The organism is Anabaena lutea FACHB-196 (assembly GCF_014698305.1).
Classification (GTDB): domain Bacteria; phylum Cyanobacteriota; class Cyanobacteriia; order Cyanobacteriales; family Nostocaceae; genus Anabaena; species Anabaena lutea.
This window is the reverse complement of sequence record NZ_JACJST010000024.1, coordinates 1-19,154: the sequence shown is the minus strand read 5'-3', so window position 1 is coordinate 19,154 and position 19,154 is coordinate 1. Positions and strand designations below refer to the sequence as shown.

Here is a 19,154-nt window from a genome sequence, read left to right as displayed (position 1 = left end):
AATTATGAAAACCCCACTTGCTTTTCCCATTAAAACTAGAAACGAAGATAGCTTTGGTATTACCTTTGCTCCATTGTCTCTTGAGGAAATCTATACTAAGGCTGATGACCCAGCTAATGGTGCTGTGGTGGTGATGAGTGGCATGGTTCGTAATCAAACCGATGGTCAACCTGTGGTTGCTTTAGAGTATCAAGCTTACGATCCTATGGCATTACAAGTATTTTATCAAATTGCAGCTGATATTCGCTACCAATGGCCTGATGTGAAGCGGGTGGTCATATATCATCGCATCGGGCGGTTACAAGTTGGAGAAATCAGTGTTTTAGTGGCTGTGGGATGTCCCCATCGAGGTGAAGCGTTTGCTGCTTGTCAATATGCAATTGACACCATTAAACACCAAGCACCTATTTGGAAGAAAGAACATTGGCAAGATGGTTCTAGTAGTTGGGTGAGTATTGGTGCTTGCGAAGTGACGGACGCTAATTGTTAGAAGAAAAATAGGTAAATTTTCATCCGTAACAAGGTTGAAAGTCTTTCTGTGTCTGAGTTTTATGAATGGCCTATGGCAATTAACCCTATTGCGGCAACTGTTAAAAATGCTTTCTTAAGCATTTAGTTGAGTGAGGTCTGTTTGATTTTGTAATTAAATTTAACTAAACAATTGTAAATTGATAGATGATTTTATTTGCAATTGTTTACATAAATGTCAGTTAACTATTGCAGTTTGTAACTATTTTGCATATTCATTCGGAATAGTCCTTTAGACTAATTGACGATGGAAAAACCAAAATAGTTGGATCAAGGCAATGGACTCTGTAAATTTATTTTGTCATGAATTTGTAGTTGCTGTTTCCTCCGTAGCTTGTATTATGGGGCTGTTTTTACTGTGGGATGACAAGAAGCAACAAAAAGACGATGCCCAAGAAACAGAAGAAATTCTTTTGAGAATGAGCTTTGCTTACTGGCTGGTTTACTGCGTGGCTTTTGGGATTGAAAAAACAGTTTTACCAAACTGGGAAAGTTTAGCAATGGCAGTGAAAATTACTACAGCGTTATCATATTTTTTAACTTTTTCTTGTATCCTAAGTTTACCATTACATAAATTTGCGGTGCATGAAGTTGAGGAATAATCAAAAATAAAGGGAGGAGAATATGTGGCTCTTCCCTTTGTTAATGGTCGTATTCATGTAATTTTCATAGCGATCGCGATCGCTATTTCCAGTTGATCCAGTTCCAAAGTCGTGAGAACAAATACCTCTTGTACCGTCTTACCCTGCCGTGCGATGACTTTATAACCCCCGCGAATGGGTACAGACACACGCAACTGCATTTTTGGACAATGACCTCTGGCTCGCCCAATGACTGCCGGTGTTACAGTGTGAATGCCGTCTTGTTGACATAGACGTTCTAAAATTGGGATTAGACCAGAAATGTGGGTGGAGTGATTCCAGACTAGTCTACCATCCGTGGGTTTGCCCATAATTATGCTGCTTCCAGAGGAGCCATAGTCAAACCAGCCCGTCGCAGCTGTTGGTGGTATAGTTCCGCTTGTTCCTGGGGGCCTACCCAAACGATCGCTTGTCCTTCGTAATGTATCTGATTTGTGAGATCCCAAGCGCGATCGCTCGACATTCCCGGAATATACTTGAGCAAACACTCAGCCACATGGGGAAAGGTATTGAAATCGTCATTCAATACAATCACTTTGTAATTTGGATAAGTTTTGCGAGTAACTTGATTAACTCGATCAGGTGTTACTGTTGGCGCTGTTGCCATGCCATAAACAGCTGTTAGTCTTGTAAGCATAGAACAATAATTGAAAAGGACAGGGGGACACAGGGACGCGAAGACAGGGGAAAATCCCATAGAAGACAGCTAGAAGATTCAAACCAGGAACAGATTCTTTTGTCTCCACGACTGAAGTCGGGGGCTTGTAAGCAAGTGCTTCTATCTTCAGCAGGATTGCTCTTTGCGTCTTTGCTTCTTTTTAGTCAAAAAAGAGGTTTGACAAACCCAGACTACAAAAACTAGTTTAATCCATTGTCAGCGGTGATTGGGGATTGGGGATTGGGGATTGGGAATAGGTAATTAAGTTATTCTTCATTTTCTCCGCGTCCCCGCGTCTCCCCATCTCCGCGTCTCCCCATCACCCCAACTCCCCATCACCCCAATAATAAGTATTCAACCAGACACGATATTACCGCCAATCATCCCAATTTTGGTTAAAAATGGAAGTATCAGGAAAAGCCGTGGGATTACCATTTTGCTCCAACAGACGTTTGAGAACTTGTAGTTGCGGTTCCTGTTTAGGTAACTCATCAACTAATTGGTAAGGTGCAATTCCCTGTTTGAGAGCAAAAGCAGCCACAGTTCCCGCAGCCGCACCAGAAGACCACTCGAAAGAATGTACCCGATAAGCCGCAGCAGCTATGTGACTAGTAGCAATACTTTTACCACCTACTAATAAATTATCAATCTTTTGGGGAATCATCGCCCGCAGAGCAATTTGGAAAGGATAAGCTTGTCCCGCACCACGTCTTTCTCCTGCACGTTCCGTATTACCAGGTGCTTCTGCTGGACTTTTTGTCATGCAAGGATGAAAATCAATAGCGTAGTGACCGATACCTACAGCATCAGGGAAAATTGTCGAACGACTTCGCCGCATAGCTTTATCAGGAGAAACTTCACCCCTAATTACAGAAGTAGCCTCTAAACCAGCCAGTGTCGCTTTTAACTGGCGATACATATCTGCTGGCAAAGTTTGACGGTAATATTCGTCATTATAATTGCGGCGAGAAATATCAACTTCCCAAATCCCAAAACCTTCTGGTTGTCCCCAACTCGGACGGCCAATAATGCGTCTTCCTTCCCGCATATAGGGATATTTCGATAAACCATGTACTGTTCCCATTGGGGAATTTAAACCCGTTAACAACCGATTATTTGGGTACGGTTTTTTTACCCCATCACCTAATTGAGAATCCGTAGTTCCCGCATATAACCAATAAAAATAGGAAAGAGCATTTTCTTCACCTTTGCGGAAAGTTTCAGTTCTTAATCCCCCCATCCAACCACCGGGTTGTAACTGGCCACTGGCTTGCAACTGTTGACGAGTATAAATGAGATTATCATCTTCAGTTCCTGGACGGTAGTCATTACCCCAAGTCCAGTTTTGCATAGAGATATCCCCTGGAGTAGGAACAGTAAAATTAATACCACCAAATTTCATTTGTTTTCCTTGTTGAGGACTCCAAATGCGACGATAGGTAAACACTAAATCAAAATTCGCCAGTCGCGCTAATTCATAACTGAAATATGGTGCATATTGTGAGTAAAATGGGGGCATTGCTTGCTGTTGCGGTTCCTTAGTCGCCTCCATTGCAAAGGTGTAGGTAAAACCTTGAGTACAATAAGGATCATTAGTGGTGCTAGAAGAGGAAGGTTCCAGGTAAGAGCGTGCATCAATACCCAGACGATAAGGAACATCTGCTAAAGCGATAATTTCCCCAGTTTCACTGGTATCGATAACGTACCATTTTGAGGCATTTTTTTGAGATTGTTTGGGGACAAAGCGAATAATCGCTTTACTCAACCGAGATGAGTTTTCGTAGCGATAAGCATCTTCAATGGTTTGAGATAAAGGAAAAGTGTTGAGAGGTGGTGCGCCTTTTGTGGGTTGATGTTGAATAGCTGTGGCGTTGTTAATAATTTTACCATCAGCACTAATTCCTAATTCTTTAATTACGGTGTTGGGAAACCATTGCAACTTTCCTTTACCCTGCTTTTCTGCATCTTTGAGCATTTGGGTAAGAATATTGTGAGCATCACGAGGAAGAAAGCAGGAGTCACTTACCCAGCAGTCACCGGGGTTAAGTTGGCCATATTTGCGTTGAATGCGGTTTCGTAATTCCAAATATCCGCGAGAATAGAATTGTTTAGCCCGTTGAGTTGGTCTTTCATCTAATGCAGATGTACCTTGAGAGGAGATTTGTCCACCCAACCAGTCAGTAATTTCCGTTAAGCAAACTGTCCGTCCTGCAAGTAACCCCTCATAAGCTGTCGCTGCACCGGATAGTCCACCACCAACAACGAGAATTTCACAATTGACGGTTTTATCTGGGTTTCGGGGTGGGGTAGCGCTGACGAAATAGGGGGTGAGAAAGGTGGGAAGTAAACTGAGACTGATGATTGATTTCTGGAAGCTTTTTTTGTATCTGCGCTTCATGGTTCATGCACTCCGTGTACTATTGCGTCAACTTGTAGACGGTAGCATCTGGGAAATGTTCTTTACAAGGTTGGGCTGAGGAACAAAATCCCACATTCTTAAAACTGTGTTGGGTAATGATTACGTACAAACTAACCTACTACACGGCTGTAGGGGCAATTCATGAATTGCCTTATTCTATAATAGAATTTACGCATTGACAGATAACACCAAATATGTATTATCAAAAAACCACACTGTCCATAGGGGTTTAGCACTGCTAAACCTACAACATGACATCAACAAAATTATTAATTTAAAGATACGTAGGGTGCGATGGCTACGCTTAGAGCGATCGCGTAACGCGCACTGTAAACTTGATTAATGGTGCGTTACAGCTTTGCCTAACGCACCCTACAAATACTATTCCCTATTCCCTATTATGGACATTATTGAAATTCTCAAAGCCGACTATCAAAGATTTCCAGTTGATCAAACTTACAGCATTTATGCTCCTGATGTTTATTTTCAAGATCCGGTTTTTAAATTTCGTGGTTTAGAACTTTATAAATGGATGATTAAATTCATTCAGACTTTTTTCTTAAATCTAAAAATGGATTTGCATAACATCCAACGCCAAGAAGACATCATTAAAAGCGAGTGGACATTGAATTGGAATTCTCCTCTTCCCTGGAAACCACGCATATCTATCTCAGGTTGGAGTGAATTACGTCTCAATGCTGATGATTTGATAGTTTCCCACATCGATTATTGGCATTGTTCACGTTTAGATGTACTAAAGCAGCACTTCTTTTCCTTAAACAACGGATAATGTAAATAAATGTAAACAAAATTCAGGCAGGACAGAATCATCCATGCGAGTAATTTTAATGACCGGCAAGGGTGGGGTAGGTAAAACCTCAGTCGCGGCTGCAACGGGATTGCGTTGTGCAGAACTCGGCTACCGCACATTAGTTTTAAGTACAGACCCTGCTCACTCACTAGCCGACAGCTTTGATCTAGAATTGGGACATGATGCCCGACAAGTCCGCCCCAATTTGTGGGGAGCAGAACTCGACGCGCTCCAAGAATTAGAAGGTAACTGGGGTGCGGTGAAGCGTTACATTACTCAAGTGTTACAAGCACGGGGTTTAGAGGGGATACAAGCCGAAGAATTAGCCATTTTACCGGGAATGGATGAGATATTCGGCTTGGTAAGAATGAAACGTCACTATGACGAAGGGGAATTTGACGTTTTAATTATTGACTCGGCTCCGACTGGTACGGCTCTACGTTTGTTGAGTTTACCAGAAGTCGGCGGCTGGTATATGCGGCGCTTCTATAAACCTTTTCAAAACATCTCGGTAGCACTTAGACCTTTAGTTGAGCCTATTTTTAGACCAATTGCTGGTTTTTCGTTACCAGATAGAGAAGTAATGGATGCTCCTTATGAGTTTTATGAACAAATAGAAGCTTTAGAAAAAGTATTGACTGACAATACTCAAACCTCAGTCCGTCTTGTCACCAACCCCGAAAAGATGGTGATTAAAGAATCTCTCCGCGCTCATGCTTATTTGAGTTTGTATAATGTGGCTACCGATTTAATTATTGCTAATCGCATTATTCCTAAACAAGTTGAAGATCCCTTCTTCCAACGTTGGAAAGAAAATCAAGAACAATATCGCCAAGAAATTCATGAAAACTTCCACCCCTTACCTGTGAAGGAAGTACCTCTTTATTCGGAGGAAATGTGCGGTTTAGCAGCATTAGAAAGACTCAAAGAAACACTTTACCCAGATGAAGATCCAACTCAGATTTATTACAAAGAAACAACTATCAGAGTTGTGCAAGAAAATAACCAATACAGCTTGGAACTTTATTTACCGGGCATTCCCAAAAATCAAGTTCAACTCAGTAAAAGTGGCGATGAATTAAATATTACTATTGGTAATCATCGCCGTAATTTGGTTTTACCGCAGGCTTTAGCAGCACTTCAACCATCAGGAGCAAAAATGGAAGATGATTATCTAAAAATTCGCTTTGCTGACATTGTGAAGGTTTAGATGACTACTTAACAGGTGACTGAAAATTCTTATAGCAATCCAACTACATGATATGTGAGAGAATTCTGTTGCCTGTTAAGATCAAGATTAAAAGATTAGCAGGGTGATTTTAACCTCATCCATTCAAAGTCCAAAGTCCAAAATCGTTTGACCGTAATCTTACTGAAGACAAAGACATGGGTAAAATCTAAAAATACGATTAAGGTGAATCGCTTACTATAGTAAGATACTAAATTATTTGATTAAAGCAATGGCCTCCATCCCTCCATTAGACCTGAGGACAGGTATGGAAAAAGAAAACTTATTCCGTCGGATTACAAATCGCATTCGGCAGTCTTTAGAATTAGAAGATATTATCACAGCTACAACAGCGGAGGTTCGGTCTTTACTGGGAACTGACCGAGTAATGATTTACAAATTCCATGGAAATGGTAGTGGTCAGGTTATTGCTGAATCAATTTATGAAAATCGTTTACCGTCCTTATTGGGGTTGAATTTCCCCGCTGATGACATTCCCCTTCATGCCCGTGAAATGTTTATTAAGTCGCGGGTGCGTTCTGTAGTAAATGTTGATTCTAGACAGATTGCTCAAAGTCCGCAGCATAACTTAGAAACGGGGGAAATTATCTCTGAAGATATTCTTTATCGTTCAGTAGATCCATGTCATGTAGAATATTTAACGGCTATGGGGGTTAAGTCTTCTGTAGTTGCACCGATTATCCATCAAGATGCACTTTGGGGATTGTTAGTATCTCATCATTCTCAAGCTCGTGATGTGGCAGAATATGAACTAGAGGCGATGCAGATGGTAGTAGAGCAGTTGTCTGTAGCGATCGCACAAAGTAATCTCCTCACCCAAGCCCGCGCCCAATCCGAACGAGAAGCTATAATTAACCGCATTGCCACCCTTCTACATTCATTACCGACAATTGTCTTACAACCAGCTTTAGAAGCCACAGTTGCTGCCTTTCATGGTGTTGGTGGCAGGTTATGTATCAGATATAATGCCTTTGATTTTCAACATAACAACTTTAAAACTCTCACAGAATGTTTAATTCCTGGTAGCAACTGCCTCCAGCTTTATGTATGCGGACAGCAACCAGTTATTCCCAACCCAAATATATATCCACTTCTAGAGCAGTATAGTGTCTGGCAGGAACATTACAAATCTGGTGAATACGACATTTGGGCAATTCCTGATATTTACCAAAATTCCAATTTGCGAATTGTGCAACTTGCCTTTAAACCCACAAAAATCCGCAGCCTCTTAATGATTCCCCTCCACTATCGGCAAGAATTAGTAGGCTATTTAACTATTTTTCGCAAGGAAATAGAAATAGAAACTCTTTGGGCTGGTCAATTTGACCCAGATAACAGACAACTTTACCCCCGGTTATCTTTTGACTTGTGGCGCGAATCTAAACAAGAACAAGCTGAAAAATGGACAGATGAAGAAATCGAACTAGCTGGAGAAATTGGTAAACATTTTGCTTCCGCAATTCAGCAGTATGAACTTTATCAACAGGTGCAAGGTTTTAATGAGAATTTAGAAAAACAAGTCCACAAGCGAACATTAGAAATGCAAAAGACTTCTGAGCAGCAACAAGCTGTGTTTGGAGTCATTAACAAGATCCGTAAGTCTCTTGATATAGATACTATTTTTAAAATAACTACTAAAGAAGTTTGTCAATTAATCAAAGCTGATCGCGTTTCTGTCTATAAATTCGCTGCTGATTGGGGTGGGGAATTTGTTGGTGATTTTGAAGCTGCTAGTCCCAACTGGTTCAATGAATCTAAACTTGGGATCAATACAATTTGGAATGATACATATTTACAAGATACAGAAGGAGGAAGATACCGAAATAATGAAACCTTTGCCGTAGATGATATCTACCAAATGGGATTTACTCCTTGTCATGTCGATAATTTAGAGCAGTTTCAAATTCATGCCTTTGTGTTAGCTCCTATTTTTATCAGAAAACAACTTTGGGGTTTGCTTTGTACTTATCAACACACCGGACCCCGTCAATGGAAAACCTCTGAAGTTAACTTCATGAGTCAAATTGCAGCGCAACTTGGGGTAGCAATTCAACAAGCTGAATTACTGGTAAAAACTCAGCAACAAGCGGAACAACTAACACAAACTCTGCATGAATTACAATCAACTCAAACCCAACTTATTCAAACGGAAAAAATGTCTTCTTTAGGGCAACTTGTAGCCGGTGTTGCCCATGAAATTAATAATCCAGTTAATTTTATTTCTGGCAACCTTGTTCATATCAATGAATATGCTGAAGATTTACTCAGTATGCTCCATCTCTATCAGCAGGAATGCCCAGAACCCAGTGCAGAGATTGTGGAACGGGCAGAAGAATTGGATTTAGAATTTCTGATTGAAGATTTACCAAAAAGTTTATCTTCTATGCAAATTGGAGTTGACAGAATTCGGCAAATTGTCTTATCTTTGCGAAACTTTTCACGCCTTGATGAGTCAGAAATGAAAGAGGTGAATATTCATGATGGCATTGATAGTACTTTGCTGATTTTGCAGCATCGCTTAAAAGCCAAACCCGAAAGTCCGGGCATTCAAATAATCAAACAATACGGCAATTTACCTTTGGTAGAGTGTTATGCTGGACAACTAAATCAAGTATTTATGAATGTTTTAAGTAATGCAATTGATGCCCTAGAAAGTTACAGAACATTTAAATCAGAAAATCTTCTGTCAGGGAAAATTACTATTTGTACTTCCATAGGGGAAATGAATGAAAATGTGCAAAGTGCAGTAATTCGTATTAGTGACAATGGGCCAGGAATGCCGGACGCTCAAAAGGCAAGAATATTTGACCCCTTTTTCACTACTAAGCCAGTGGGTAAAGGTACTGGCTTGGGGTTATCAATTAGTTATCAAATTGTGGTGGAAAAACACGGTGGTATATTTAAATGTGATTCACAACCAAATGTAGGTACAGAATTCTGGATTGAAATTCCCATTTTCCACATCACCTAACAATTTTAGATTTTAGATTTGGGATTTTATATTTAAAAAAACTGTATTCTCTTTATTCTCGTTCCCATGCTCTGTATGGGAATGAATTTTAGAAGGCTCTGCCTTTAATCATAGCAGAGGCAGAGCCTCTGTGATAGTATTCCCAGTTGGAAACTGGAAACGAGTTAATCCAAAATTAATCCAAAATTGAATTATTCCTAATTTCTCAATTGCACAGGCATAGCTAAATAAGTCATCTTTAAACCGCCCAAAGGTGTAAAAATTACTGGAGTGAGACTTTGATTTAAGTGCATTTGGATTTCTGAAGATGGTAACTCTTTCAAACCTTCCATTAAATATTTGACATTAAAAGCAATGTCTATATCTTCTCCAGATATTTGTGCCGGCATAGATTCTGTACCACTACCCACATCTTGGGCTTCACAAGATAAGGTAATTTCTTGATTGGCGTTATCAATGCTAACTTTGACAATATTATTTTTCTGATCTGCTAACACAGCAATTCGCTCTAAAGTGCTAATAAATTGCCGCCTTTCAATAGTAACTTGTCGCTCAAATTGGCGAGGAATTAATTGCCGATAGGCGGGATATTGTCCTTCTAAAGTTCGGCTGGTTAGGCGTTGATTTTGCCAAGCAAACACTATTTGACCTTGATCAAAATATAAGGCTACAGTTTCCTCTGAGGAACTATGAGCTAACATCCGTTGTAGTTCCCGTAATGCTCTCGCTGGTACTGTTACCTCAAGTTGACTGCTACCCTCCAGCGGACGCTCATTAGTTGTTTCTAGCACAGCTAGACGGTGTCCGTCAGTCGCTGCAAATTCTAAGGTGTCTTGTTTAACTGTTAAATGCACACCCGTGAGAACTTGTTTGGTTTCATCAGCACTAGTAGCAAATAATGAACCTCTTAGTCCTTCAATTAAAGCAGCCGTGGTGAGGTGAATTGCTTCTGAATTTTCAATTATGGGTAATTCGGGAAATTCTTCTGCTCCCATAGCGCGGACTTGATACTTGCCGCTTTTGGGTTTGAGAGTGACAATGATACCTTCTCCGGTGTTGTCCCCTGATTCATCGTCTAAGGTGATTTCGCCTTCTGGTAGACGAGAGGTGATGTCTACAAGTAGTTTAGCAGGAAGTGCGATCGCTCCCCCTTCTAAGACTTCAGCACTAAAACTGGTGCGGATACCCAAGCTGAGATCAAAGGCTGTTAAGCTGACTTGGTTAGTTTGAGCGTCCGCTTGCAGCAGTACGTTAGCAAGTACGGGATGAGTTGGTCTTGATGGTACTGCACGACTGACGAGTGAGAGGTTGGTACTGAGATCGCTTTGAGCGCAAACTAATTTCATAAATCTGAGATACAGCTGGTGAAGGATAATGGTAACAAATTTTGTAACAACAGATAGACTCCCGGCTTCTCTGAGAAGTCTAGAATCTGGGTATTTTTTGCATCTTTGCGGAAACTACTTTAAATTAAACACCTTTTTGCAACTTATCCAAAAGAATGCGATTCTTTAAAGCCGAAATATCTTTAAGTGCTAATGCAATTCGATATCCTATAGATAAGTAAGTGGGCGTTAAAAAATATAATATAAACCTATCCCCCCAACCCCCTTCCCTACCAGGGAAGGGGGAGTCAAAGCCTCTCCAGTATTAAAAGTTATTCCTTTTCCCTCTCCTTGTAGGAGAGGGTTAGGGAGAGGTAGGGGAGAGGTTTGGAGAGAGGTTTTATATTTAATTGTGCCAAGCTACTTAGTGGTCTAAATTTTTTGACATATCCGATGGTAGCTTTTCCCATTCTGATTGAGGAATTTGGCTACTCACCTCATCAATGAAATTAAAAAAAGATTGGGATGCTAAGGTATCGGTAAAATCTCCAGTTTGATTTTCGGAAACTCTTTGCTTAAACCTGTTTTTAATGAACAGTAAGAAATTTAATACTTCTTGGATTAAAAAGTCAGGGGTTTGAGAAATTTCTTTGATTATTTCTTCTTTTACTGTCATGACTTCACCTCGTTTATTTCGTGACTTATATCATCTTAGCGATAGCTTAGATTCATTTCGCTAATTGAAAATTAATAGATGGTAAGAGAAGATTTAATCATATTTAGTAATGGCTGTATAAATATTTCCGCTATTGGCTTTGCTAAAGTAAGTAGAACCCCAACAGCAATCGTAATGACAAAAGCCTGTTTAATAGAATAATTCTCTACTTTCTTCTCTAGATCATCCAAACGTTTTACCAAAGCAGGAAGAGAAGAAACTAAATCAGCACTATTCATTAAGTCTGACGGAATTGAACTATAACCGATCTTATTTCGTGGATTATCATCTTCTTTATCTAAGTCTGCATACCATATAGAAAAAACCCTTTCACCTCTTTCTATATGAAGGTGAAGAGGTCCAGCATTATAAACAGCAAAAATTAATTTGCCACAATGACCAGGATCTACATGAAGACCTGAAACATTAATCAAGCCCTTTGATTTAAATTTAAATCTAATTGAAATAAATGCAAGTGCATTGTTAGGAATTTTGATTTTTTCAGAAGTTATTAGAAATGCAAACTGTCCTGGAGGGATAGGAACAGTTTCTTTCTCGCTAAGAGGAATTTTTTTTCGTTCTTTCAGAGGTGTATCAGGAAGGGGTGAAATATAAACTTCTTCCCCTAAACACAATTGGTATGATGCAGACTCAATTTGATCATCATTAAATGGTTCAATTAAACTAGGAAGACGAGAACGCAAAGTTTGTGATGACCAAAAACTCATTTTTATTTCCTCAAGATATGGTTAAATGAAAGTTTTATATTAACAGAGACAAAATGCCAACTAGACTTGTTACTTTAACTTACACCTATTTGATAAGTTATAAAGCCTGCATCAAGGTCAACAACTACCGTTCCTCCCCGATTTTTTTCTACTTGTCGCCAGACATCATAACCCATCAAAATAGCCTTCTCCCAATCTCCTAGCGAACAACAAGAAACTTCTAAATGAGATGTCATATTTTTGATAGTCTTCAATAGTTGGTAATCTAATGTTGAAACGCCTTTTAAGAAACCGTGATCTTTAGCATAGCTAAATACAAGTGCTGATATACCTTCTTCAATAGCTACTGCACGACCTCCATCTTCAACTTCGTCAATAAGGGGATTACTTTTGCGCTTACGTTTAAGAATACTACGAGTAACTACAGACCAACCTAAAACTGCGGCGTAGGAAAAATGAAAAATATCATGAAAGCGGTAGCCATCACTTTTATAGGAATTATCAGTTAGGTCATTTCCTATCTGTTCTTTGTTGACAAATGCCTTCATTTTGATTGAGTTATCTTTGCTTACCTCTGTAATTTCTACTTCAAATTGTCTTGGTAAACTTTCATGTTCGGGAAAATCATTATCAAAGCTGTAACTTGTATTTTTATTATCTGTTTCTGTTGAATCTCTCCATCCCCACCGATCATTACACTTTGTCAGATTATTTTCTGCGATTTCTTCCAAATTAAGGTTAAATTTACTGGCTATATTGGAAATATACCAAAGCATATCTCCCAATTCTTCTGCAATTCCTTCTTTAAATAATTTGTGTGCTTCACCATCGCGTAAATGTTTTTTATATTCTGTCATCAGTGAACCAACTTCACCAACTAAACCTAGTAGCGGTATGATTAATTCAGTACCTTCAACAGCAGGAATCTGATCTGTATTTAATGCTTGTATTTGATATTCAGCAAAATTCATAATACAATTCCTTAAATTTTAAACTTGTTGATTACTAGTATTCTCACCGAAATAACATACAAATATGATGAGAAATAAACAGTCTCATTGTTAGAGTTTCTGTTTTAACTATTACTATGGTAAAGCACTAAGAAAAGGCTTTCTTTCTGTACTCAGTGGAAGATATAGCGGATGGCGTGGATGTCCATCTTTTGTTAAAAGACCTAGAGAATCGATATTTTTGCCACAAATTAGACTTAGCACTTCTTCATTCCGGTTCATAATTCTGGGATACTTACTCCCTCCCCATGCCACAATAATTGCCTCAGCGCGGTTTGTTGCTAATTGAATATAGTAGTTATTTTTTGGTCCTACCGGATCGTCTGCTAGGAGAAGATGAGGGCGTTTTGTAGCACGATAAGCGAATAGATTAACCACTTCAAGAGAACCATAACCCCAACATTGAGCAAACTTAATACATCTCGTGAGTGTCCTATCATCTTGTTCATGATCGGCCGTACTTGGGTTAAGCATGACAAAAGTAACTTGCTGCAAATTTGCATCCCATTTACGCCCCAGTAAGTAGCGATAATTTCCATTAATCTTGGCATATTTTTCCATGCCAGTATACTTTCCTTTGAATTACTCTTGATTTGTAAATCCTATAAGACATTAAACAGGCACAACTGTTGAGATTTTTCTGTATCTGGATTTTGCAAAAATTTTGATTTTTTCTTCTGAGTCTCCTGCTTGTATTGTTTATGAGATTTAGATAATTTATCAGATTGATCAGATGTAGTTTCCAGCAAAGAATCTAACTCTAAAGATAATTGCTGACAATTATGTTGCAAAGTAGGAATTTCTAATGTTGGTAATCTCTGTGCTAAAGTTTCTTGAACTTTATCATTAATACACCATTTAGGCGGATAAAAATAATCAATTGGTTGAGGCGTTGGAGTAAATTTAGCTTTTATCTTTTTGCGATTACTTTTTAAATCAGGAAATGCGGCTCGACAGTATTTATCAGTTTCACAAAAAAGATTTTGACAGTCTATAGCTTGTAACGGACGACCCCAGAGTGATTGAAAATTTAAACCTAAACGCTGAAATTCACTTTCTTGATTTTCTGTCATCCAATGAATGACATCAGCATAACTTTTTCCTTCGGTATCAAGAAAACACTTGTTAATACCACGTTCTGCTCCTGGCCCTGCTATAGTAAAACTGTTTTCATCAAAGTTGATAACTTCACTATAGTTAATATCTGTTGCTAATTGGTAAGCCATAAACTTACCTAACAATGGATATGATTCAATAATATGAAAAATCTCTTCAAAACTTTTAGCTTTGACTATGGGATTAATTACCTTATCTTTGACAACCATTTTATCAATTAATGCCAAATGATTTTGGTGTTTTTTATCATAACCAAACTCTTTACTAGCACAAGACATATATGCACTTGTATAAATCACATATCCAAGATTCATAGCTTCTTGTAATATGTTAGAGTATATGTCTAAATCAAAATTAGACAGAGTAATATAATCTCCTATTTTGCTTTCTAAATATTCCCATGTTTCTATTTTATTGAAAATTTTAAATAGCAAAATCCTAAATAACACTTCTTCTTCATTTTTGCTTCTATTATCATCGTAAATTACATTTTTGATCAGATATTGAGAAACCCGATCACTTACTCGATAAGCATTACAAAACTTATAAGTATTAAGAATAGGATCACTTGTCCAGGGTGGTGGTGCATTTTTAAGTTTGTTGAAAAATACTTCTTGGCGCATAGCAGAAAATCGCCAATAAGTATCAAAAATTTCTTGTCTTACTTTCATACTCTTTTCTCCTGGCTTATCGTCATCAGTTTTCCTCAAATATGGGGTAATACAGTCCATTTAAGCCCAAAAATGCACATTATCAGAGCTTTTCGGTTGTGCTGTTGCTTAACTCAACCAACCTACCATTTTCTTAACTGAACTGGCAAAAATCTGTAAAAAACGTAAAGATGCTAAAAAATTCCTTTGTGCCTTTGCGTGAGACTAGACTTAATCAGAAATTCATCACACTCAGCAGAGCAAAATCTGAAACCTTTATTTAACAAGGCTTTTAGTATTACGAATTACGAATTATTTTAATCCAAGTTTCACAGGTGGGACGAGATAGCTGCTAATTGCCACAATAGAAGAAAGAGCAAGCAATCATTTAACTTTAAACTGTAATTAATCTGGTCTACACCAAGTAGCCAATATCCTACCACTCAGGGTCTAACACGGAGAATAAAGTACACATGAAGACGAATAATCATCACTTAACACCCAGAAATATGGATACTAAGTTTTTGTTCCACACATTGGGAACCAAAGCAAGAGGGTGGATGTTAACTGGTTTAACAGTTGTGCTTGTTGGTGGCTGTTCCCGTATGAATAGCAAGACTTTAGAAGCCGAACAAAATATTCCTCAAGGTCAGAATATCCCAGTAGTGGCTCCTCCTGCCATGATTTCCTCCTCTGGAGATCCTAACTTTATAGTTAAAGTAGTACAAAATGTCGGTGGTGCTGTGGTTCGCATTGATTCTACCCGAACAATCACATCTCAACCAGCGGAAGAATTTGGCGATCCATTTTTCCAGCGGTTTTTCAGTGATAGAGTCCCACAACCAAGACAAAGAGTTGAAAGAGGTAGCGGATCTGGATTTATAATTAATTCCTCTGGGCAAATTTTGACTAATTCCCACGTAGTAGACGGCGCTGATAGAGTAACAGTTACACTCAAAGATGGACGCACTTTTAACGGTAAAGTCTTGGGTGAAGATCCAGTAACGGATGTAGCGATGATTCAAATTGACGCTAATAACCTACCCACCTTAGCTCTCGGTAACTCCGATATTTTACAACCCGGAGAACCGGTGATTGCCATTGGTAATCCTTTGGGTTTAAATAACACTGTCACCTCTGGAATTATCAGTGCTATGGGTCGCTCTGGTAGTGAGATTGGCGCTACTGATAAACGTGTAGACTATTTACAAACAGATGCAGCAATTAACCCCGGCAATTCTGGTGGACCACTACTAAATGCTCGTGGTGAAGTGATAGGAATGAATACAGCAATTATCCAAGGCGCTCAAGGTTTAGGATTTGCAATTCCTATTAATACAGTGCAGAAAATATCTCAGGAATTAATTACTAAAGGTAGGGCGGATCATCCATATTTGGGTATTCAAATGGTGACGCTGACACCTGAAGTTAAGGAAAAAGTTATTAGTACATTTGGCGATCGCGTGAATTTAGTCGCAGATCAAGGAGTTTTATTATTGAAAATTGTTCCTAACTCACCAGCAGCAATTGGTGGACTCCGCTTTGGTGATGTCATCAAAAGCATTAATAACCAACCTGTTAATAAAGTAGAGGAAGTACAAAAGCTAGTGGAAAATAGCAAAATTGGCAGTCCATTACCAATCCAAGTAGAGCGAAATGGGCAACTAACTCAAGTTACAGTTAAACCTGCACCTTTACCCATCAGGAATGAAAGTTGATTTCAGATATTTATCAAGATTAAATCCCAATTTACAGGAGTTGATTTCATGACTGAATTAGCGCCAATTATTCAATTAGGTAATCCGATATTACGCCAAAAAGCAGTTGAGATTGAAAATATTCAAGATCAGCGTATCCAACAACTAATCGATAATTTAATCGCCACTGTTGCCCAAGCTAACGGCGTAGGAATTGCATCTCCCCAAGTAGCAGAATCTTATCGTTTATTTATTGTTGCTTCCCGTCCTAATGCTCGGTATCCCCATGCGCCAGAAATGGAACCAACAGCAATGATTAATCCCCAAATCATTTCTCACTCAACTGAAGTCGTCAAAGGTTGGGAAGGTTGTTTAAGTGTTCCGGGAATTAGGGGTTTAGTTCCTAGATATCAAAAAATTGAAATTGAATATACAGATAGAAATGGTAATTTGCAAAAGCAAGAATTAACTGATTTTGTAGCCCGAATTTTTCAACATGAATATGATCATCTGGAAGGAAAAGTGTTTTTAGATAGGGTAGAATCTACTGATGAATTGATGACTGAAGCAGAATATCAAAAGCAGATAATTGGTATAGCAGGTGACAGGTGAAACAGGACTAATATTTGATTTTTGAACATATACGTAGGGTGGGCATTGCCCACAATATGCGGGTTTTGTAAGGCATAGCCCTACCTACAATACTTGGATATTTTATGGCTACGCCACGCAAGCTATCAGAAATCATTTAGGATTCCTATAGTTTACTAATCTCAAGGGTAATCATCAGCAAAAATACTGAATAGTGGTGCTATGAACGGTTATTCTGATTTTTAGCCCCTTTGAATATGAATTATGAAAAAGCTGATTAATCAACCGGAAGACTTTGTTAGGGAAAGTCTAGAAGGAATGGCTGTGGCTCATGGTGATTTAATTAAGGTAAATTATGAGCCAACTTTTGTCTATCGTGCCGATGCACCTATGCAGGGAAAGGTAGCAATTATTTCTGGGGGTGGAAGTGGTCACGAACCAATGCACGCTGGCTTTGTTGGTGAAGGAATGCTTGATGCTGCTTGTCCTGGAGAAGTTTTTACTTCACCCACACCTGACCAAATGTTAGCCGCAGCGCAGCAGGTAGATGGTGGTGCTGGTATTCTTTATATCGTCAAAAATTATAGTGGCGATTTGATGAATTTTGAAATGGCGACGGAATTAGCCAGAAGTGAAGGCATCCGCACGCTAAATATTATCATTGATGACGATGTAGCTGTGAAAGATAGTTTGTATACCCAAGGCAGAAGAGGTGTAGGAACAACAGTGCTGGCGGAAAAAATTTGTGGTGCAGCCGCAAAACAAGGTTATGATTTGCAGCAATTAGCTTCCTTGTGTAGAAAGGTAAATTTGCATGGACGGAGTGTGGGAGTTGCCCTCAGTTCTTGTACAGTGCCAATGAAAGGTACGCCGACTTTTGCTTTGGGAGATGATGAAATAGAATTAGGGATTGGGATTCATGGAGAACCTGGTAGAGAGAGAGTTGCCATGAAATCAGTCGATGAGATTACAGAGATTTTAGTGAACTCGCTCACTGATGATACCGCCTACAGTCGCACAGTGCGGGAGTGGAACGAAGCCACAGACAGATGGGTAGATGTGGAACTGTTAAATAAACCCCTGCAAAAAGGCGATCGCATTCTAGCATTTGTTAACAGTATGGGTGGGACTCCCATTTCTGAACTTTATCTTGTCTATCGCAAACTAGCAGAAATCTGTGAGCAGCAAGGACTACAAATTGTCCGAAACTTAATTGGCCCCTACATCACATCTTTGGAAATGCAAGGCTGCTCAATTACCCTGCTAAAGTTGGATGATGAGATGCTGCGGTTATGGGATGCACCAGTAAAAACGCCAAGTTTACGCTGGGGAATGTGAGATGATTACTCAGGTGCAAATTGTCGAATGGTTACAGGTTTTCGCTTCTGTCATTGAGCATCATAAAGAAGATTTGACAGAATTAGATGCGGCCATAGGTGATGGTGATCATGGTATCAATATGGATCGCGGTTTTAAAAAAGTCAGCAGTCAGTTAGGGAGTTTTACAGGTAAAGACATCAGCAGCATTTTCAAAGCTGTTAGCATGACCTTAATTTCCAGTATTGGTGGTGCCAGTGGACCCCTCTATGGAACTTGGTTTTTAAGGGCTAGTTCCGCAACAGATGGCAAGCAGGAATTAACAACAGAAGATACCCTCAAAGTCCTTCAGGCTGGCTTAGATGGTTTACTAGAGCGTGGTAAAGCGCAGTTGGGAGATAAGACTATGATAGATGTGATGTCTCCGGCTGTAAGTGCTTTTGAGCAAGCTGTCAGCGAGGGTTTAGGGACTGTAGAAGCCTTGCAGAGGGCTGTTGCTGCGGCAGAACAAGGGTTAAAGGCAACTATACCCATGTTAGCCAAAAAAGGCAGGGCGAGTTATTTAGGCGATCGCAGTTTGGGACATCAAGATCCCGGTGGTACTTCTGCTTATTGGATGTTGCGGAGTTTATTGGAGGTGGTAGAAGGTTCGAGGGGATGAGGCAGGGGACGCGGGGACGCGGGGATGGGGAGATGGGGAGATGGGGAGATGGGGAGATGGGGAGATG

At 39.4% G+C, this 19,154-nt stretch carries 18 protein-coding genes; 9 read left to right on the top strand and 9 right to left on the bottom strand.

Going from position 1 to position 19,154, the window contains the following annotated elements; translation table 11 throughout:
- Nucleotides 1–4: 4 nt before the first annotated feature.
- Together H6G59_RS21385 and H6G59_RS21380 are read left to right on the top strand one after the other, a co-directional pair.
- Entirely contained in the window at nucleotides 5–490 is a 486-nt protein-coding gene (locus H6G59_RS21385; protein WP_190718134.1) for a molybdenum cofactor biosynthesis protein MoaE, read from the top strand.
- 316 nt (nucleotides 491–806) lie between these two features.
- Nucleotides 807–1,130: a hypothetical protein gene (locus tag H6G59_RS21380; protein ID WP_071191218.1), complete on the top strand. Its 324-nt coding sequence runs from the start codon at nucleotides 807–809 to the stop codon at nucleotides 1,128–1,130.
- A gap of 53 nt (nucleotides 1,131–1,183) precedes the next feature.
- Here H6G59_RS21380 and H6G59_RS21375 read toward each other — a convergent pair whose 3' ends face one another.
- From H6G59_RS21375 to H6G59_RS21365, 3 genes are all read right to left on the bottom strand, one after another.
- Nucleotides 1,184–1,480, bottom strand: a complete 297-nt coding sequence (locus H6G59_RS21375; RefSeq protein ID WP_127054972.1) for a DUF2103 domain-containing protein — start codon at nucleotides 1,478–1,480, stop codon at nucleotides 1,184–1,186.
- 2 nt (nucleotides 1,481–1,482) lie between these two features.
- Nucleotides 1,483–1,806, bottom strand: coding sequence for an ATP-dependent Clp protease adapter ClpS (gene clpS, locus H6G59_RS21370; protein ID WP_190718129.1), 324 nt, complete (start codon nucleotides 1,804–1,806; stop codon nucleotides 1,483–1,485).
- Between the two features lie 391 nt (nucleotides 1,807–2,197).
- Entirely contained in the window at nucleotides 2,198–4,225 is a 2,028-nt protein-coding gene (locus H6G59_RS21365; RefSeq protein ID WP_190718127.1) for an FAD-dependent oxidoreductase, read from the bottom strand.
- A gap of 421 nt (nucleotides 4,226–4,646) precedes the next feature.
- On the opposite strand from H6G59_RS21365, the gene H6G59_RS21360 reads away from it, so the two are divergent.
- The 3 genes from H6G59_RS21360 to H6G59_RS21350 all read left to right on the top strand — a co-directional run bounded on the left by H6G59_RS21360 (nucleotide 4,647) and on the right by H6G59_RS21350 (nucleotide 9,277).
- The gene (locus tag H6G59_RS21360; RefSeq protein ID WP_190718124.1) at nucleotides 4,647–5,036 is read left to right on the top strand and encodes a C6orf136 family protein; all 390 of its coding nucleotides are present in this window, start codon (nucleotides 4,647–4,649) and stop codon (nucleotides 5,034–5,036) included.
- Nucleotides 5,037–5,079: 43 nt separating this feature from the next.
- Entirely contained in the window at nucleotides 5,080–6,267 is a 1,188-nt protein-coding gene (locus H6G59_RS21355) for a TRC40/GET3/ArsA family transport-energizing ATPase (RefSeq protein ID WP_190718121.1), read from the top strand.
- A 286-nt stretch (nucleotides 6,268–6,553) separates the two neighbouring features.
- Nucleotides 6,554–9,277, top strand: coding sequence for a GAF domain-containing protein (locus H6G59_RS21350; protein WP_190718117.1), 2,724 nt, complete (start codon nucleotides 6,554–6,556; stop codon nucleotides 9,275–9,277).
- Between the two features lie 197 nt (nucleotides 9,278–9,474).
- Here the strand turns inward: H6G59_RS21350 and dnaN are convergent, their stop codons facing one another.
- The 6 genes from dnaN to H6G59_RS21320 form a co-directional block, all read right to left on the bottom strand.
- Entirely contained in the window at nucleotides 9,475–10,623 is a 1,149-nt protein-coding gene (gene dnaN / locus H6G59_RS21345) for a DNA polymerase III subunit beta (RefSeq protein ID WP_071191207.1), read from the bottom strand.
- 403 nt (nucleotides 10,624–11,026) lie between these two features.
- Nucleotides 11,027–11,278, bottom strand: a complete 252-nt coding sequence (locus H6G59_RS21340; protein WP_190718115.1) for a hypothetical protein — start codon at nucleotides 11,276–11,278, stop codon at nucleotides 11,027–11,029.
- Between the two features lie 71 nt (nucleotides 11,279–11,349).
- Complete coding sequence (locus H6G59_RS21335) at nucleotides 11,350–12,045, bottom strand: dCTP deaminase domain-containing protein (protein ID WP_190718112.1); 696 nt, start codon at nucleotides 12,043–12,045, stop codon at nucleotides 11,350–11,352.
- 74 nt (nucleotides 12,046–12,119) lie between these two features.
- Entirely contained in the window at nucleotides 12,120–13,016 is an 897-nt protein-coding gene (locus H6G59_RS21330) for a nucleoside triphosphate pyrophosphohydrolase family protein (protein ID WP_190718111.1), read from the bottom strand.
- Between the two features lie 114 nt (nucleotides 13,017–13,130).
- Nucleotides 13,131–13,616: a DUF1643 domain-containing protein gene (locus H6G59_RS21325; protein ID WP_190718107.1), complete on the bottom strand. Its 486-nt coding sequence runs from the start codon at nucleotides 13,614–13,616 to the stop codon at nucleotides 13,131–13,133.
- A 41-nt stretch (nucleotides 13,617–13,657) separates the two neighbouring features.
- A complete protein-coding gene (locus H6G59_RS21320) occupies nucleotides 13,658–14,842 on the bottom strand; it encodes a nucleotide kinase domain-containing protein (protein WP_190718105.1) in 1,185 nt (394 codons plus the stop codon).
- A 452-nt stretch (nucleotides 14,843–15,294) separates the two neighbouring features.
- Between H6G59_RS21320 and H6G59_RS21315 the strand changes: the two genes are divergently transcribed.
- The 4 genes from H6G59_RS21315 to dhaL all read left to right on the top strand — a co-directional run bounded on the left by H6G59_RS21315 (nucleotide 15,295) and on the right by dhaL (nucleotide 19,087).
- Nucleotides 15,295–16,539, top strand: a complete 1,245-nt coding sequence (locus H6G59_RS21315; protein WP_190718102.1) for an HhoA/HhoB/HtrA family serine endopeptidase — start codon at nucleotides 15,295–15,297, stop codon at nucleotides 16,537–16,539.
- Between the two features lie 48 nt (nucleotides 16,540–16,587).
- The gene (gene def / locus H6G59_RS21310; protein WP_190718100.1) at nucleotides 16,588–17,130 is read left to right on the top strand and encodes a peptide deformylase; all 543 of its coding nucleotides are present in this window, start codon (nucleotides 16,588–16,590) and stop codon (nucleotides 17,128–17,130) included.
- A gap of 243 nt (nucleotides 17,131–17,373) precedes the next feature.
- Complete coding sequence (gene dhaK / locus H6G59_RS21305; protein WP_190718098.1) at nucleotides 17,374–18,447, top strand: dihydroxyacetone kinase subunit DhaK; 1,074 nt, start codon at nucleotides 17,374–17,376, stop codon at nucleotides 18,445–18,447.
- A gap of 1 nt (nucleotide 18,448) precedes the next feature.
- Entirely contained in the window at nucleotides 18,449–19,087 is a 639-nt protein-coding gene (dhaL, locus tag H6G59_RS21300; RefSeq protein WP_190718095.1) for a dihydroxyacetone kinase subunit DhaL, read from the top strand.
- Nucleotides 19,088–19,154: the final 67 nt, after the last annotated feature.

Bases quoted from the DNA above. Each gene is read 5' to 3' on its own strand.
- H6G59_RS21385 (WP_190718134.1), top strand. From the start codon at position 5: ATGAAAACCCCACTTGCTTTTCCCATTAAAACTAGAAACGAAGATAGC.
- H6G59_RS21380 (WP_071191218.1), top strand. From the start codon at position 807: ATGGACTCTGTAAATTTATTTTGTCATGAATTTGTAGTTGCTGTTTCC.
- H6G59_RS21375 (WP_127054972.1), bottom strand. From the start codon at position 1,480: ATGGGCAAACCCACGGATGGTAGACTAGTCTGGAATCACTCCACCCAC.
- clpS (WP_190718129.1), bottom strand. From the start codon at position 1,806: ATGCTTACAAGACTAACAGCTGTTTATGGCATGGCAACAGCGCCAACA.
- H6G59_RS21365 (WP_190718127.1), bottom strand. From the start codon at position 4,225: ATGAAGCGCAGATACAAAAAAAGCTTCCAGAAATCAATCATCAGTCTC.
- H6G59_RS21360 (WP_190718124.1), top strand. From the start codon at position 4,647: ATGGACATTATTGAAATTCTCAAAGCCGACTATCAAAGATTTCCAGTT.
- H6G59_RS21355 (WP_190718121.1), top strand. From the start codon at position 5,080: ATGCGAGTAATTTTAATGACCGGCAAGGGTGGGGTAGGTAAAACCTCA.
- H6G59_RS21350 (WP_190718117.1), top strand. From the start codon at position 6,554: ATGGAAAAAGAAAACTTATTCCGTCGGATTACAAATCGCATTCGGCAG.
- dnaN (WP_071191207.1), bottom strand. From the start codon at position 10,623: ATGAAATTAGTTTGCGCTCAAAGCGATCTCAGTACCAACCTCTCACTC.
- H6G59_RS21340 (WP_190718115.1), bottom strand. From the start codon at position 11,278: ATGACAGTAAAAGAAGAAATAATCAAAGAAATTTCTCAAACCCCTGAC.
- H6G59_RS21335 (WP_190718112.1), bottom strand. From the start codon at position 12,045: ATGAGTTTTTGGTCATCACAAACTTTGCGTTCTCGTCTTCCTAGTTTA.
- H6G59_RS21330 (WP_190718111.1), bottom strand. From the start codon at position 13,016: ATGAATTTTGCTGAATATCAAATACAAGCATTAAATACAGATCAGATT.
- H6G59_RS21325 (WP_190718107.1), bottom strand. From the start codon at position 13,616: ATGGAAAAATATGCCAAGATTAATGGAAATTATCGCTACTTACTGGGG.
- H6G59_RS21320 (WP_190718105.1), bottom strand. From the start codon at position 14,842: ATGAAAGTAAGACAAGAAATTTTTGATACTTATTGGCGATTTTCTGCT.
- H6G59_RS21315 (WP_190718102.1), top strand. From the start codon at position 15,295: ATGAAGACGAATAATCATCACTTAACACCCAGAAATATGGATACTAAG.
- def (WP_190718100.1), top strand. From the start codon at position 16,588: ATGACTGAATTAGCGCCAATTATTCAATTAGGTAATCCGATATTACGC.
- dhaK (WP_190718098.1), top strand. From the start codon at position 17,374: ATGAAAAAGCTGATTAATCAACCGGAAGACTTTGTTAGGGAAAGTCTA.
- dhaL (WP_190718095.1), top strand. From the start codon at position 18,449: ATGATTACTCAGGTGCAAATTGTCGAATGGTTACAGGTTTTCGCTTCT.